The sequence below is a fragment of the Pseudomonas asiatica genome (genome assembly GCF_040214835.1).
GTDB lineage: Bacteria > Pseudomonadota > Gammaproteobacteria > Pseudomonadales > Pseudomonadaceae > Aquipseudomonas > Aquipseudomonas putida_Z.
Map to the genome: position 1 here is coordinate 5,647,506 of NZ_CP157874.1, position 14,234 is coordinate 5,661,739.

Annotated in this window: 15 protein-coding genes and 1 other RNA gene; 8 read left to right on the forward strand and 8 right to left on the reverse strand. The window is 65.6% G+C overall.

Translation table 11 applies throughout. The features are described 5' to 3' along the window. Positions 1-123 precede the first annotated feature (123 nt). From ABNP31_RS25165 to ABNP31_RS25190, 6 genes are all read right to left on the reverse strand, one after another. Positions 124-1,125, reverse strand: a complete 1,002-nt coding sequence (locus tag ABNP31_RS25165) for an extracellular solute-binding protein (RefSeq protein WP_085615884.1) — start codon at positions 1,123-1,125, stop codon at positions 124-126. A gap of 202 nt (positions 1,126-1,327) precedes the next feature. Then, the gene (locus ABNP31_RS25170; RefSeq protein WP_176240876.1) at positions 1,328-2,545 is read right to left on the reverse strand and encodes a 2-octaprenyl-3-methyl-6-methoxy-1,4-benzoquinol hydroxylase; all 1,218 of its coding nucleotides are present in this window, start codon (positions 2,543-2,545) and stop codon (positions 1,328-1,330) included. A 9-nt stretch (positions 2,546-2,554) separates the two neighbouring features. Continuing rightward, positions 2,555-3,040, reverse strand: a complete 486-nt coding sequence (locus tag ABNP31_RS25175; RefSeq protein WP_085615886.1) for a DUF4442 domain-containing protein — start codon at positions 3,038-3,040, stop codon at positions 2,555-2,557. After that, positions 3,037-4,236, reverse strand: coding sequence for a 2-octaprenyl-6-methoxyphenyl hydroxylase (gene ubiH / locus ABNP31_RS25180; protein WP_085664304.1), 1,200 nt, complete (start codon positions 4,234-4,236; stop codon positions 3,037-3,039). Before ubiH ends, ABNP31_RS25175 begins: the two co-directional genes overlap by 4 nt. Further along, positions 4,233-5,567: a Xaa-Pro aminopeptidase gene (pepP, locus tag ABNP31_RS25185; protein ID WP_025341052.1), complete on the reverse strand. Its 1,335-nt coding sequence runs from the start codon at positions 5,565-5,567 to the stop codon at positions 4,233-4,235. Before pepP ends, ubiH begins: the two co-directional genes overlap by 4 nt. A 21-nt stretch (positions 5,568-5,588) precedes the next feature. Then, positions 5,589-6,143, reverse strand: a complete 555-nt coding sequence (locus ABNP31_RS25190; protein ID WP_102083256.1) for a YecA family protein — start codon at positions 6,141-6,143, stop codon at positions 5,589-5,591. Positions 6,144-6,324: 181 nt separating this feature from the next. Here ABNP31_RS25190 and ABNP31_RS25195 point away from each other — a divergent pair, with 181 nt between their 5' ends. From ABNP31_RS25195 to ABNP31_RS25210, 4 genes are all read left to right on the forward strand, one after another. Then, positions 6,325-6,507 carry a TIGR02449 family protein gene (locus ABNP31_RS25195; RefSeq protein ID WP_029886233.1) on the forward strand — a complete coding sequence of 61 codons (183 nt, stop codon included), beginning with the start codon at positions 6,325-6,327 and terminating at the stop codon, positions 6,505-6,507. Beyond that, the gene (locus ABNP31_RS25200; protein ID WP_003259368.1) at positions 6,504-6,824 is read left to right on the forward strand and encodes a cell division protein ZapA; all 321 of its coding nucleotides are present in this window, start codon (positions 6,504-6,506) and stop codon (positions 6,822-6,824) included. Before ABNP31_RS25195 ends, ABNP31_RS25200 begins: the two co-directional genes overlap by 4 nt. Before the next feature lie 17 nt (positions 6,825-6,841). Continuing rightward, positions 6,842-7,021, forward strand: a non-coding RNA gene (ssrS, locus tag ABNP31_RS25205) — 6S RNA. 79 nt (positions 7,022-7,100) lie between these two features. Beyond that, positions 7,101-7,709: a 5-formyltetrahydrofolate cyclo-ligase gene (locus ABNP31_RS25210; protein ID WP_003259369.1), complete on the forward strand. Its 609-nt coding sequence runs from the start codon at positions 7,101-7,103 to the stop codon at positions 7,707-7,709. A gap of 18 nt (positions 7,710-7,727) precedes the next feature. Here ABNP31_RS25210 and ABNP31_RS25215 read toward each other — a convergent pair whose 3' ends face one another. Beyond that, on the reverse strand, positions 7,728-7,880 hold the full coding sequence (locus tag ABNP31_RS25215; RefSeq protein ID WP_013974724.1) for a hypothetical protein: 153 nt from the start codon (positions 7,878-7,880) through the stop codon (positions 7,728-7,730). Positions 7,881-8,058: 178 nt separating this feature from the next. On the opposite strand from ABNP31_RS25215, the gene ABNP31_RS25220 reads away from it, so the two are divergent. From ABNP31_RS25220 to ABNP31_RS25235, 4 genes are all read left to right on the forward strand, one after another. Next, the gene (locus tag ABNP31_RS25220; protein WP_075046713.1) at positions 8,059-8,508 is read left to right on the forward strand and encodes an EVE domain-containing protein; all 450 of its coding nucleotides are present in this window, start codon (positions 8,059-8,061) and stop codon (positions 8,506-8,508) included. 238 nt (positions 8,509-8,746) lie between these two features. Next, entirely contained in the window at positions 8,747-9,706 is a 960-nt protein-coding gene (locus ABNP31_RS25225) for an HlyD family secretion protein (RefSeq protein WP_085704041.1), read from the forward strand. Next, the gene (rbbA, locus tag ABNP31_RS25230) at positions 9,703-12,423 is read left to right on the forward strand and encodes a ribosome-associated ATPase/putative transporter RbbA (protein WP_350012869.1); all 2,721 of its coding nucleotides are present in this window, start codon (positions 9,703-9,705) and stop codon (positions 12,421-12,423) included. The genes ABNP31_RS25225 and rbbA overlap by 4 nt, the downstream gene beginning before the upstream one ends. Before the next feature lies 1 nt (position 12,424). Beyond that, positions 12,425-13,537 (forward strand): ABC transporter permease, encoded by a 1,113-nt coding sequence (locus ABNP31_RS25235; protein ID WP_085664301.1) that lies wholly within the window; start codon positions 12,425-12,427, stop codon positions 13,535-13,537. A gap of 181 nt (positions 13,538-13,718) precedes the next feature. Here the strand turns inward: ABNP31_RS25235 and ABNP31_RS25240 are convergent, their stop codons facing one another. Then, positions 13,719-14,123, reverse strand: coding sequence for a flagellar basal body-associated protein FliL (locus ABNP31_RS25240; protein ID WP_350012870.1), 405 nt, complete (start codon positions 14,121-14,123; stop codon positions 13,719-13,721). Positions 14,124-14,234: the final 111 nt, after the last annotated feature.

Here is a 14,234-nt window from a genome sequence, read left to right on the forward strand (position 1 = left end):
ATTTGCGACCGCTATGCGGTCGTTCGCGGGCACGCCCGCTCCCACAGGGATCGAGTAATCCTGTGGGAGCGGGCATGCCCGCGAAGAGGCCCTGAAAGGCCCCGGAAGGATAAAGCCTGGCGCTTAGTTCCAGCCAGCCCGATCCATCAAGCGAATCGCTTCAGCCTGGCGCTTGCCGGCGATTTCCACCGGAATGCTGTCAGCCTTGAAGCTGCCCCACGCTGCCACTTCTTCCGATGGTTTGACCTTCGGGTTGGCCGGGAACTCCTGGTTGATGTCGGCGAACAGCTTCTGCGCCTCTTCACCGGTCATCCATTCCACCAGCTTCTTCGCCGCCTCCGGGTGTGGCGCATGCTTGGTCAGGCCGATGCCCGACAGGTTCACGTGCACGCCACGGTCACCCTGGTTGGGCCAGAAGATCTTCACCGGCAGTTTCGGGTTCTGATTGTGCAGGCGGCCGTAGTAGTAGGTGTTGACCACGCCCACGTCGCACTGGCCGGCCTCGATGGCCTGGATCACTGCGTTGTCGTCGGAGAACACGTCGGTGGACAGGTTGTTGACCCAGCCTTTGACGATCTGCTCGGTCTTCGCCTCGCCGTGGGTTTCGATCAGGGTGGCGGTCAGCGACTGGTTGTACACCTTCTTCGCCGTGCGCAGGCACAGGCGGCCTTCCCACTGCTTGTCGGCCAGGGCTTCGTAGGTGCTCAGCTCCTGCGGCTTGACCCGCTCGGTGGAGTAGATGATGGTGCGGGCGCGCAGGCTCAGGCCGGTCCAGTCGTGGGACGAGGCGCGGTACTGCGACGGGATGTTCTGGTCGATGATGTCGGACTTGATCGGCTGCAGGATGCCCATCTGCTCAGCCTGCCACAGGTTGCCGGCATCGACGGTCAGCAGCAGGTCGGCCACGCCGTTTTCGCCCTCGGCCTTGATGCGCTGCATCAGCGGGGCTTCCTTGTCGGTGATGAACTTGATCTTGACCCCGGTCTTGGCGGTATAGGCATCGAACACCGGCTTGATCAGCTCGTCGATGCGCGAGGAGTACACCACCACTTCGTCCGCTGCGTGGGCGGTGCCGCCAAACAGGGTCAGGGCCAGGGCGGCCAGTAGGGGCTTGCGTGGCAACATGGAAAGCACTCCTCGGATCGTATGAGAGGCGCAAATGGTAGTGAATCCCATTTTCCGACTCATCTACATAGGCGTTACCGGATGTTGCAGAGGGGGCTGCTGTGCAGCCCATCGCGACACAAGGCCGCTCCTACAAGAGATTGCGTCCCCCTGTAGGAGCGGCCTTGTATCGCGAAAGGGCCGCAAAGCGGCCCCGACAATCTCAAGCCTTGGCCAGATCCGGCAGATCACCGCTCAAACCCAGCGCCTGCCGCACGAACAGCGCCTTGGCCTCCGGCATCTGCTCCACCAGCTTCAACCCGCTGTTACGCAACCAGCGCAACGGCAACGGGTTGGCCTGGAACAACCGCTCGAACCCTTCCATCGCCGCCATCAGCGCCAGGTTGTGCGGCATGCGCCGTCGCTCGTAACGGCTCAGTACCTTCACATCCGCCAGCCGCTCGCCACGCTCGCAGGCGTTGACCAGCACCTCGGCCAGCACCGCAGCATCGAGGAAGCCTAGGTTCACGCCCTGCCCGGCCAGCGGGTGAATGGTGTGCGCGGCATCGCCGATCAATGCCAGGCCTTCATCCACATAGCGCTTGGCGTGGCGCTGGCGCAGCGGCACGCACAGCCGCGGGTCGGCCTGCAGCACATCACCCAGGCGCCCCTCGAAAGCCCGCTCCAGGGCTTTCAGGAAGGCCGCTTCATCCAGCGCCATCAACTGCTCGGCATGCTCGGGGGTGGTCGACCACACGATCGAGCACCAGTCCTGCTGGCCATCGCGGGTCAGCGGCAGGAACGCCAGTGGCCCTTCATCGGTGAAGCGCTGCCAGGCCGTGGCTTGGTGCCCGGCGCTGCAACGCACGCTGGTGACGATGGCATGGTGCAGGTAATCCCACTCGCGGGTTTCGCAGCCGGCCAGGCGCCGCACTGCAGAGTTGGCACCGTCGGCCGCAATCACCAGCGGCGCACGCAGCTGGCGGCCATCGGCGAGGGTCAGCAGCCACTCGTCGCCGGAGCGGCGCAGCTGTTCGAGCCGCGCGTTGGGCAGCAGGCCGATGTCGCTGTCATGCAGGCGCTCCAGCAGGCCATCCTGCACCACCCGGTTCTCGACGATGTGGCCGAGCACCTGGGCATGCACGCTGGCAGCCGAGAAGTGAATCTGCCCGGTGCCGCTGCCATCCCACACATGCATGTCCGAGTATGGAGTGGCACGCCGCTGGGCAATGCCATCCCAGGCGCCAAGGCGCTCGAGGATGCGCTGGCTGGCTGCCGACAGCGCGCTGACACGCGGCTCGAACGGGGCCTGGGCATCGAACGGCTTGACCGTCAGCGGGCCGCCGTCGAGCAAGAGGATTTGCAAGCCACTGTGGCGCAACGCCAGGGCCAGGGCGCTGCCGACCATACCGGCACCGACAATCAACAGATCTGCGCGCATTTCCATGCCTTACGCCAGCCTCGCTTGCGGCTTGAGCCGCACATATAGGGTTTTATCGACCCGCGCCACCAGCTCGCCGGCGCCGTCGCGGATATCGACCTGCAAACGCGGCAGGCACTTCTTGCCGGTGGCGGTCTGCTGGCGGATTTCGTCCAGCAGCGCGTCATCGACGTGGAGTTCGGCATACACCGGGCCTTTGCCCGGCGAAATGAAATCGATGCTGGCAGCCTTGTCCCAGACGATGTAGTCACGCCCCAGCTGCTCGATCAACAGCAGCATGTAGAACGGGTCGACCATGCCGTACAGGCTGCCGCCGCACTGGGTGCCGACGTAGTTGCGGTTCCAGCGGGTCAGCTTCATCGCCACCTTGACGCTGCGCAGGTCCGGGCTGATGTGCTGCACGCGGATACCAGCACCGAGGTGCGGCGGGAACAGGTTCAGCCGCCAGCGCAACAGGCACGCCCGGCGCGCCAGCCTGCGCGCGTCGTCACTCATGCCTGACCTCGCGGATCGGGGCGGGTGCCCAGGCCCATGGCCTGGCGGGCGAACCAGCTTTTGGCCGGTGGCAGCAGGTCGAGCCCGAGCAGGCCAAGGTTGCGCCCGGCAGCCAGCAATGGCTGGCTGCTGCCGAACAGGCGGGTGACCTGGTCGGAAAAACCGATGGTCATGGCCTGGTCCAGGCGCTGGCGCTGGTGGTAGGCCTGCAACGTGGTCAGATCGCCAGGCTGCTGCGGCCCGGCCAGCAGCGCCTCGGCCAGCGCCTGCACGTCACGCAGCGACAGGTTGAAGCCCTGGCCGGCAATGGGGTGCAGGCTGTGCGCGGCGTTGCCCAGCACCACCAGATGCGGCCGCACCTGCTCCTGGGCCTCGATCAGCGACAGTGGGTAGAGGTGCCGCGCGCCGACCTGGCGCAAGGCGCCCAGGCGATAGCCGAACACGCCCTGCAGCTCGCGCAGGAAACTGCGCTCGTCGATGTCGGCCAGGCGTCGCGCGTCCATGCCCTGGCGGGTCCAGACCAGCGCGCAGCGGTTATCCGGCAGCGGTAGCAGGGCCATGGGGCCTTCTTCGGTGAAGCGCTCGAAGGCCTGGCCGCCGTGGGCCTCGCCCGGGGTGATATTGGCGATCAACGCGCTCTGTTGGTAGGGCGTGTGGCGCACATGGATGCCCAGCTGTTCGCGCAGGCCGGAGCGGCCACCGTCGGCCAGTACCGCCAGGTCGCACTCCAGCTGGGTGTCGTCGTTCAACAGCAGGCGGTAGCCACCGTCGATGGCCTGCATCGCGGTCACCTCCGCCGGGCAGCGCCAGCTCACCACCTCGCTGTCCAGCCCTTGCCACAGGCACTGGCCCAGCCAGGCGTTTTCCACCACGTAGCCAAGCGCCGGCACGCCCTCTTCCAGGGCATCCAGGCGGGTGGCGCCGAAGCGGCCGCGGTCGGATACGTGAATCTGCCGGATCGGCTCGGCGCGATGGCCGATGGCCTGCCACAGGCCCAGCTGCTGGTAGATCTGCTGGGTACCGAACGACAGTGCCGACGAACGCGCGTCGTAGCTGGGCTGGAAGCTGTCACCGGGGGCGAACGGCTCGATCAGCAGGATCTTCCAGCCTCGCGCCTTGGCCCCCGCCTGCAGGGCCAGGGCCAGGCTCGCGCCCACCAGGCCGCCACCGATGATCGCCAGGTTTACCCGATTCATGCCGCGTCCTTGCGGGCGGCCTGCATCAGCGCCTCGATCTCGGCGACCGTGCGCGGCACGCCCGAAGTCAGGATTTCACAACCTTGCCTGGTCACTACCACGTCGTCCTCGATCCTTACACCAATGCCGCGCCATTTCTTGGCCACGGCCTGATTGTCGGCGCCTATGTAGATGCCCGGCTCGACGGTCAGCGCCATGCCGGGTTCTAGCACCCGCCACTCACCGCCCACCTTGTACTCGCCCACATCGTGCACATCCATGCCCAGCCAGTGCCCGGCGCGGTGCATGTAGAAGGCACGATAGGCCTCGCTGTCGATCAGCGCCTGCACCTCGCCCGTCAGCAGGCCCAGTTCCACCAGGCCCTCGGTGATGACCCGCACGGTCGCCTCATGGGCGTGGTTCCAGTGCTTGCCGGGGGCGATCTCGGCAAACGCCGCTGCCTGGGCCTTGAGCACCAGCTCGTAGATGGCCTTCTGCTCCGGCGAAAAGCGCCCGCTGACCGGGAAGGTACGGGTGATGTCGCTGGCGTAGCAGTCGATCTCGCAGCCGGCGTCGATCAGCACCAGGTCGCCATCTTTGAGCGGGGCGTCGTTCTGCTGATAGTGCAGGATGCAGCCATTGCGCCCGGCCGCAACGATAGAGCCGTAGGCCGGCATCTTCGCCCCGCCCTTGCGGAACTCGTAGTCCAGCTCGGCTTCCAGGCTGTATTCGTGCAACCCGGCCCGGCAGGCCTGCATGGCCCGCACGTGGGCCCGCGCCGAGATGTCTGCGGCAGCGCGCATCACCTTCACTTCCGCTGCCGATTTATACAGGCGCATGTCGTGCAGCAGATGATCCAGCGCAACGAACTCGTTCGGCGGCTGGGCGCCCAGGCGGGCCTTGGAGCGGATCACGTTGATCCAGTCCATCAGCCGGCGGTCGAACTCGGGGTTGCTGCCCATGGCGCTGTACACCCGCTCACGGCCTTCGATCAGGCCCGGCAGGATCTCGTCGATGTCGGTGATGGGGAAGGCATCGTCTGCGCCAAAATCGCGCACCGCACCTTCCTGGCCGGCCCGCAGACCATCCCACAGTTCGCGCTCGGGGTTGCGTTCACGGCAGAACAGCACGTATTCGCCATGCTCGCGCCCCGGGATCAGCGCAATCACCGCTTCCGGCTCGGGGAACCCGCTGAGGTACTGGAAGTCGCTGTCCTGGCGGTAAACGTGCTCGACGTCGCGGTTGCGGATGGCAACCGCGGCGGCGGGCAGGATGGCGATGCTGTTGGGGACCATCTGCGCCATCAGCGCCTTGCGCCGACGGGCATACTCGGCCTTGGGAATGTGGCTCATGGGCAGACTACCCCCGGTTGATCAGTGCAGCGATGGCTTGGGTGCGGGGGCGGCCGGCTTGGCCAGCTCGGAGAACAGCAGCAACGGCGCCACGCGCAGGTATTCCATGACTTCCATGTAGTCGCTCTCGCCGTCCTCGGACTCCTCGAGGGCTTCCTGGACCTGGGAAATCGCCACCAGGTCCTGCAGCACTTCCTTGGCCTCGTCGGACAGGTCCTTGCCACCGGCATTCAGGCCGAAACCGGTAATGAAGCCTTGGCACCACTGGCCCAGCGCGGTGGCGCGGTCGCTCAGGGCGGCGGCGTCGGAAGGCAGCAGCAGGACGATGGCCATGTCGTCGCTGGTCAGCTCGCCCTTGACCATTTCCTGCAGGCCGACCAGGGCGTTGCGCACGGTGTCACCGGGCTCGGTTTCCAGCAGCTGGGCGGCATCGGCCAGCCAGCCGTCGGCGTCGAAGCCGGCACCGGCGCAGCTGCGGCCGATCAGCAGGCCGTGCAGTTCGGCCGGGGTGACAGGATGACCATTGCTGGACAGCAGCATGGCGAAGGCGATGTAGGGCGATTGGGTATTGGGCATGGGCAGCTAGGCGCCAGACGGCGCAATGACTAGAATGGAGACCTTGTATCCTAGCACCGGCAGGCGCGCCAAGACCATCGGCACTGGCCGTCGCCGCCCAGGGAGAGGCATCATCGCCAGGTGACTCAACGACGGAGCGAATCGAGTGCAACCCACGCAAGAGAACGACCTGCAGGCACTGATGAGCCGATTCGAGTTGCTGATCGAACGTGTCGAGCAACTAAAACGGCAAAATGCACTCCTAGTAGCTCAGGAAAAATCCTGGCGCGAAGAGCGCGCCCACCTCATCGAAAAGAACGAGATCGCCAAGCGCAAGGTCGAGTCGATGATTTTACGCCTCAAGGCTCTGGAGCAAGACTCATGAGTTCAAGCAATAGCGTCACCGTGCAGATCCTCGACAAGGAATATTCGATCATCTGCCCGCCGGAAGAGCGCAACAACCTGGTCAGCGCCGCGCGCTACCTGGACGGCAAGATGCGCGAGATCCGCAGCAGCGGCAAGGTGATCGGCGCCGACCGCATTGCGGTCATGGCAGCGTTGAACATCACCCACGAAATGCTGCACCGCCAGGAAGACCGCAACGATGCCCCGGCAGGCGGCACCACCCGCGAACAGGTGCGCGACCTGCTGGAACGGGTCGACCAGGCATTGTCCGACGACGCGGATACCAAAATCGGCTGAGATTGGTATACTGGCGCCACTCCCTGGGGGATGCGCCAGTCGGTTATGTCCCTGAGCCGATACGCACAACCACGGGGGTTGCACGCTGGGGCCGGTGTGCATGTCCGCCCGACGGAAAGCCTTAACGCCCCCTGCAATCTCCACCTTGAACTTTCGGGTTCAAGGGCTACACCGATAGCGGTCTTATCGGGGAGCCTGAATTCTCTTGCCCGCCCCTTCCGGCGGGCAATTCGTTTTGGCCGACCACGTCGGCCAGCACCTGGGATCGCCCGTGCCATGACCGACACCGCGCAGCTCACCCGCCCCCAGCTCCGTCGCCTGCTCCGCAACGCCCGCCGCGCCCTTACCCCTGCCCAGCAACGCCAAGCCGCCCTTGGCCTGTACCGCCAGCTGGCGCAGCACCCGCTGTTCCGACGCGCTCGGCACATTGCCCTTTACCTGCCCAACGACGGCGAGATCGACCCTTACCTGCTGCTGCGCGAGGCCCAGCGCCGTGGCAAGCGCACCTACCTGCCGGTGCTGCACGCCTGGCCGCGCACGCGCATGGTGTTCCAGCGCTTCGAGCAGGGCGAGAAGCTCAAGCCCAACCGCTTTCGCATTCCCGAGCCGGTCACCGAGCGCAAGCGCCAGCGCCCGATCTGGTCGCTGGACCTGATCCTGCTACCGTTGGTCGGTTTCGACGAAGTGGGCGGTCGCCTGGGAATGGGCGGTGGTTTCTATGATCGCAGCCTGGCCTACCAGGCGCGTCGCCAGACCTGGAAAAAGCCGTTGCTGTTGGGGCTGGCACATGAATGCCAGAAGGTCGAGCGGCTGGCTCAGGCCAGTTGGGATGTACCGCTGCAGGGGACGGTCTCGGACCGTGGCTGGTACCTGGCGCCGCGTTGAGCGGCGCCGGCAGAGGCATCAACGTTGCGGCTGGCTGGCGTCGACCGGCATCTGATAGGCGTTGTCCAGCTTGCGCTCCCAGATCCCTTGCGCATAACCGGTCGTGACCACACCCAGGCCGAAAATGAACACCAGGATCCACAGCAGATCCGGCTTGTTACGTTGATTCATCGAAGATTGCCCCCCAGGCAAACTGTTCAGGCTCGGCAATTTTCTGGGTATCGCCGGAGCATCGCGCTTTAAACGGGGCGCATTTTCCGACAACCTGCGTCTGCACGCAAACCTTGACGCCAACCGACTGTCGGTTTCATGCAACAGGTTATTTCAAACCTTTTCAGGAGCAGCACCCATGGCCTACTGGCTGATGAAATCCGAGCCCGACGAGCTCTCCATCGAAGCCCTCGGCCGCCTCGGCGAAGCGCGCTGGGACGGCGTGCGCAACTACCAGGCGCGCAATTTCCTGCGGGCCATGAGCGTTGGCGACGAGTTCTTCTTCTACCACTCCAGCTGCCCGCAGCCGGGCATCGCCGGCATTGCCAGGATCACCCGCGCTGCCTACCCCGACCCGACCGCGCTGGACCCGCAAAGCCACTACTACGATGCCAAGGCCACGGCCGACAAAAACCCGTGGAGCGCGGTGGATGTGGCCCATGTGCAAACCCTGCCACGGGTGCTGGAGCTGGGCTGGCTGAAACAGCAGACAGGCCTGGCCGAACTGCCACTGGTTCAGAAGGGCAGCCGCCTGTCGGTGATGCCGGTGACGCCAGAGCAATGGGCGGTGATTGTCGCTTTGCGTTGAAACTGCGGCTAAGGTCAGATCTTGCTGACCGGCGCGGTCCCCTGTAGGAGCGGCCTTGTGTCGCGATGGGGCGCACAGCGGCCCCGGGGATATCAGCGTCACCCCATGAATTGCCGGGGCTGCTTTGCAGCCCTTTCGCGACACAAGGCCGCTCCTACAGGGCCTTTGATTGATATCAACACATCGCCAATGGCCGCAGGCCATGATGCAGTGTGCATGACCGCAAGGATGCAGACCGATGAACCGATACGCCCCCAGGATCTTCGCCACCGCGCTGATCGCCCTACTCGCAACAGCCGGTGGGCTGGGGTACTGGAAGTCGCTCCACGACCAGTTGCCCGAAGGCCTGAGCATGGGCAACGGCCGGCTGGAAGCCACCGAAGTGCAGATCGCCAGCAAAATCCCCGGCCGCCTGGCCGAAGTGCTGGTCGACGAAGGTGACAAGGTAACTCGCGGCCAGCTGCTGGCGCGCATCGACACCCGTACCATGGAAGCCCAGCGCAGCCAGGCCGAAGCCGAAGTGCTGCGCGCTCGGGAAAACTACGCCGCCGCCCAGGCCAGCGTGCAGCTGCGCCAAAGCGAACTGCTACTGGCCAGCCAGGAGCTCAAGCGCGTGCGCGAGATCTTCCAGCGCAAATACGCCAGCCAGCAGTTGCTCGACCAACAGCAGGCGCGCTTCGACACGGCCAACGCCGCCGTGGTCGCCGCCCGCGCCCAACTGGCGGCGATCAAGGCCGCCATCGGCGCCGCCGAGGCCCAGGTGGCGCAGCTCACCAGCGAGATCGACGACAGCAGCCTGCGCGCACCGATCGACGGCATCATCCAGCTGCGCCTGGCCGAGCCCGGTGAAGTGTTGGGTGCCGGCGGCCGCGTACTGATGCTGATCGACCCCAGCGACCAGTACATGAACCTCTACCTGCCCGCCTCCACCAGCGGCCGGCTGACCGTCGGCGACCAGGCGCGGATCGTGCTCGACGCCCTGCCCGAGCGGGCGCTGCCGGCGAAGGTGGCCTTTGTCGCGGCCAAGGCCCAGTTCACCCCCAAGCAGGTGGAAACCCGCGACGAGCGGCAGAAGCTGGTGTTCCGGGTCAAGTTGCGCCTGACCGACCCGGGCGCCGTACCGCAGGCCAAGCCGGGCATGCCAGGCGCCGGCTATGTACGCACGGCTGAGGTGGACTGGCCGGCCAACCTGCAATGAACGCCCCGGCACTGCTGGCCGAGGGTATCAGCCATCGCTACGGCGACCTGGTGGCCCTGCACCCCCTCGGGTTCAGCCTGCCGGCGGGCACCCGCTGCGCGCTGATCGGCCCTGACGGGGCTGGCAAATCGACCCTGCTGGGGCTGATCGCCGGCGTCAAGCGCCTGCAACAGGGCGAACTGCAGGTGCTGGGTGGCTCGATCCGCCAGCGGCGCCATCGCGCGGCGCTGTACCCGAAAGTGGCGTTCATGCCGCAGGGGCTGGGCAACAACCTGTATCCGGAGCTGTCGATCAGCGAGAACATCCGTTTTTTCGCCACCCTGTTCGGCCTCGGCCGCCGCGAATGCGAACAGCGCATGGCCAACCTGCTGCAGGCCACCGACCTGCAGCGCTTTGCCGAGCGCCCGGCGGGCAAGCTGTCGGGCGGCATGAAACAGAAGCTGGGCCTGTGCTGCGCGCTGATCCACGAGCCGGACCTGCTGATCCTCGACGAGCCGACCACCGGCGTCGACCCACTGTCACGGCGGCGTTTCTGGGAGCTGGTCGAACAGGTACGCGCGCAGCGCCCGCAACTGACCCTGCTGGTGGCCACCGCCTACATGGAGGAGGCCGAACAGTTCGAGCATTGCCTGATGCTCGATGGCGGCCGCCTGCTGGCCGCCGGCCCCAGCCATGAGCTTGCCGCAGTCACCCCCAGTGGCAAGCTGGACGACGCCTTCACCCATTACCAAGGTGCAGGCAAGGCACAACACCCTCCGCTCATCATTCCACCGCGCCCGGCCACTGACACCTCGGTCGCCATCGAGGCCCACGACCTGACACTGCGCTTTGGCGATTTCACTGCAGTGAACAAGGTCAGCTTCGCCATTGGCCGCGGGGAGATCTTCGGCTTCCTGGGCTCCAACGGCTGCGGCAAGACCACCACCATGAAAGTGCTCACCGGCCTGATGCCGGCCAGCGAAGGCAGCGCCAGCCTGCTCGGCCGCCCGGTGGATGCCAGCGACCTGGCCACGCGCAAGCGGGTCGGTTTCATGTCGCAGAGTTTTTCGCTGTATGGCGAGCTCAGCACCCGACAGAACCTGACCCTGCATGCCCGCCTGTTCGACCTGCCCAAGGCCGAGAGCGCCCAGCGTATCGACGAACTGATCGAGCGCTTCGACCTGGGTGCCATCGCCGACCAGCCATCCGGCGCCCTGCCCCTCGGCCTGCGCCAGCGCCTGTCGCTGGCGGTGGCGGTGCTGCACCGCCCGGAAGTGCTGATCCTCGACGAACCCACCTCCGGTGTCGACCCGGCTGCCCGTGACGACTTCTGGCGCCTGCTGGTGGAGCTGTCACGCGAGCAGGGCGTGACCATTTTCCTTTCCACCCACTTCATGAACGAAGCCCAACGCTGCGACCGCATCTCGCTGATGCATGCAGGCCGGGTACTGGCCTGCGACACGCCGGGTGCCCTGCAACGCCAGTACCAGGGCAACACCCTGGAAGACGCGTTCGTACGCTGCCTGGAACAGGCCCAGGAACTGGCGCCGCAAGCCACCGACAACGCCGTGCTGGAACAGGCCGCCACGCCTGCGCCGGTGCTGCGCCAGGGTTTCAGCCTGCGTCGCCTGCTGGCGGTGGCCAGCCGTGAGGGCAAGGAGCTGCTGCGCGACAAGGTACGCCTGGCCTTCGCCCTGCTGGGGGCGGTGTTCATGATGGTGATCTTCGGCTATGGCATTTCGCTGGATGTGGAAAACCTCGCCTTCGCCGTACACGACCAGGACCAGAGCCCACAAAGCCGGGCCTATCTGGAAGCCTTCCGTGGTTCACGCTATTTCGCCGAACAAGCGCCCATCCGCGATACCCGCGAAATGCACCAGCGCCTGCAGCGCTCGGAAATCAAACTGGCGCTGGAAATCCCCCCCGGATTTGGCCGCGACCTGTACGCCGGGCGTCAACCGGTGGTGGCTGCCTGGCTCGATGGCGGCATGCCGTTCCGCGCGGAAACCAGCCGCAACTACGTGGAAGCCGTGCATCAGGCCAACCTCGAGCAACTGGCCAAGGCCAGCCCACAGCCGCAGCCGCGCCAGGACCTGGTGCGCCTGGAAACCCGTTTTCGCTACAACCAGGATGTGGTCAGCGTGAACGCAATCGGCCCGGGGGTAATGGCGCTGATCCTGGCCTTCATCCCGGCCATGCTCACCGCGCTGGGTATCGTCCGCGAGAAAGAGCTCGGCTCCATCACCAACTTCTACGCCACACCCCTCACCCGCCTGGAGTTTCTGCTCGGCAAGCAGATGCCCTATCTGGCCGTGAGCCTGGTCAACCTGGCGCTGCTGGTAGCGATGAACCGCTGGCTGTTCGCCGTGCCGCTCAAGGGCAGCGTGCTGGCCCTGGCCTGTGGCGGCGTCGCCTACCTGCTGGCGACCACCAGCCTGGGCCTGCTGATCTCGGCCTTCACCCGCACCCAGATCGCCGCCATCCTGGGCACCATGATCATCACCAGCCTGCCGACCATCCAGTTTTCCGGGCTGATCGTGCCACGCTCGTCGCTGGACGGCGCGGCGGCGGTAATGGGCCAGCTGTTCCCGGCGGGCTACTTCCTCGACATCGCGGTCGGCACCTTCACCAAGGCGCTGGGCCTGCGCGAGCTGTGGCCGCAGTGCCTGATCCTGCTCAGTTTCTTTGTCGTGTTCACTGGCCTGAGCCTGGCCATGCTGAAGAAGCAGGAGGCCTGAGATGTCGCGCCTGAACCACACCCTGCGCCTGGGCCTGAAAGAGCTGACCAGCCTGCGCCATGACAGCGTGCTGCTGTTGTTCCTGCTGTATGCCTTCAGCGTGGCCATCTACATGCCCGCAGCCGGCTCGGTGATCGGCGTGCACAACGCCAGCGTCGCGGTGGTGGACGAAGACCACAGCCTGCTGTCACGCAAGCTCGGCGAAGCCCTGCAACCACCCGAATTCCAGCCCGCCGTGCCGCTGCCCCCGGGGCGCCTGGACCAGGCCATGGACAGCGGCCAGTACACCTTCGTGATCAACGTGCCGGTGAATTTCCAGAGCGACCTGCTGGCCGGGCGCTCGCCGGAACTGCAGATCAATGTCGACGCCACGGCCATGAGTCAGGCGTTCATGGGGGCCGGCTATATCGGCCGTATCTTCGAACGCGAGTTGCTCGACTACAGCCAGCGCAACAACACGCAGAGCCCGGTGCTAATCAACGCCAAGGCGCTGTTCAACCCCAACCTGGAGGGTGGCTGGTTCCTGGCGGTGATCCAGATCGTCAACAACATCACCATCCTGGCGATCATCCTCACCGGCACCGCGTTGCTGCGCGAGCGCGAGCACGGCACCCTCGACCACCTGCTGGTGCTGCCGCTGACCGCGCTGGAAATCATGCTGGCGAAAATCGCCAGCAACGCGCTGGTGGTGGTGATCTGCACCTGGATTTCGCTGGTGGTGGTGGTCAAGGGCGCGCTTGGCGTGCCGCTCTCCGGTTCGATGGGCCTGTTCCTGGCCGTGACCGCGCTGTACCTGTTCGCCAGCACCGCACTGGGCATCTTCCTCGCCACACTGGCGCGCTCGACGCCACAATTCGGCCTGCTGGCAATCCCGGTGATCATCCCGATGCTGTTGCTGTCCGGCGGCAGCACACCGCTGGACAGCATGCCGCAGTGGCTGCAGTGGGTGATGCAAGGGTCGCCGTCGACGCACTTTGTCAGCCTTGGCGCCGCAATCCTGTTCCGTGATGCCGGATGGACGGTGGTGTGGCCGGACATCCTGGCACTGGCCGTGATCGGGCTGGTGTTGTTCGGTGTGGCGCTGGCGCGGTTCCGCCGAAGCCTGGCGTCCTGATCCGCGCATACCCGGCTCAAAATCTGAAAGATTGCGCGATTCCTGTGGGAGCGGGTTTACCCGCGAACACCGGCGCAGCCGGTGCCATGCACCGCGTTGGATTCTTCGCGGCTAAAGCCGCTCCCACAGGGATCGCGCCACAGTGCGGATTGCGCTGTTCCTGAGAGAGCCGGCTTGCCGGTCACTGCACGATCAGGTTGTTGAACAGCAAGTCTTCAACGATCGGCTTGCCCTCTTCGGCTTCCATCACCTGCTGCACCTGTTTCAGCGCTTCCTGGCGAAGATGCTCCTTGGCCTCGACGTTGCTCATGCTGTCCACCGACTGTTGGGTGAACAGCGCCACCAGCTGGTTGCGGATCAGCGGCTCGTGGTGCTTCACCGCCTTGGCGGCTTCGTCGCCGGTCACGCGCAGGGCCACGTCGGCCTTGTACACGCGCAGCCGCGGGCTGCCGTCGAGGGCGTAGTTGCCGACAAAGGGCGGGCTCAGGCTGATGTAGGCGACTTTTGGCGCCCCTTCCTTGGCTTCCTCGGCCATGGCCGCAGCCGGCATTAGCAGCGCCAGCACCATCAAGATCCACGCTTTCACGAATTTGCTCCTCAATACAGTTGGCGCCAGCTTACCCAGCATGCCGCTCAAACCCAAGCCCGGGCTTGTGCCGCCACTTATGCCTGCACATCAGGGCGCCCCATGCTCGTT

Excerpts from the sequence above, each read along its gene's own strand:
- ABNP31_RS25220 (WP_075046713.1), top strand. The coding sequence starts at position 8,059 with ATGGCCTACTGGCTGATGAAATCCGAGCCCGACGAGCTCTCCATCGAA.
- ABNP31_RS25235 (WP_085664301.1), top strand. The coding sequence starts at position 12,425 with ATGTCGCGCCTGAACCACACCCTGCGCCTGGGCCTGAAAGAGCTGACC.
- ABNP31_RS25190 (WP_102083256.1), bottom strand. The coding sequence starts at position 6,143 with ATGCCCAATACCCAATCGCCCTACATCGCCTTCGCCATGCTGCTGTCC.
- ABNP31_RS25215 (WP_013974724.1), bottom strand. The coding sequence starts at position 7,880 with ATGAATCAACGTAACAAGCCGGATCTGCTGTGGATCCTGGTGTTCATT.
- rbbA (WP_350012869.1), top strand. The coding sequence starts at position 9,703 with ATGAACGCCCCGGCACTGCTGGCCGAGGGTATCAGCCATCGCTACGGC.
- ABNP31_RS25165 (WP_085615884.1), bottom strand. The coding sequence starts at position 1,125 with ATGTTGCCACGCAAGCCCCTACTGGCCGCCCTGGCCCTGACCCTGTTT.
- pepP (WP_025341052.1), bottom strand. The coding sequence starts at position 5,567 with ATGAGCCACATTCCCAAGGCCGAGTATGCCCGTCGGCGCAAGGCGCTG.
- ABNP31_RS25210 (WP_003259369.1), top strand. The coding sequence starts at position 7,101 with ATGACCGACACCGCGCAGCTCACCCGCCCCCAGCTCCGTCGCCTGCTC.
- ubiH (WP_085664304.1), bottom strand. The coding sequence starts at position 4,236 with ATGAATCGGGTAAACCTGGCGATCATCGGTGGCGGCCTGGTGGGCGCG.
- ABNP31_RS25225 (WP_085704041.1), top strand. The coding sequence starts at position 8,747 with ATGAACCGATACGCCCCCAGGATCTTCGCCACCGCGCTGATCGCCCTA.
- ABNP31_RS25200 (WP_003259368.1), top strand. The coding sequence starts at position 6,504 with ATGAGTTCAAGCAATAGCGTCACCGTGCAGATCCTCGACAAGGAATAT.
- ABNP31_RS25195 (WP_029886233.1), top strand. The coding sequence starts at position 6,325 with ATGAGCCGATTCGAGTTGCTGATCGAACGTGTCGAGCAACTAAAACGG.
- ABNP31_RS25170 (WP_176240876.1), bottom strand. The coding sequence starts at position 2,545 with ATGCGCGCAGATCTGTTGATTGTCGGTGCCGGTATGGTCGGCAGCGCC.
- ABNP31_RS25175 (WP_085615886.1), bottom strand. The coding sequence starts at position 3,040 with ATGAGTGACGACGCGCGCAGGCTGGCGCGCCGGGCGTGCCTGTTGCGC.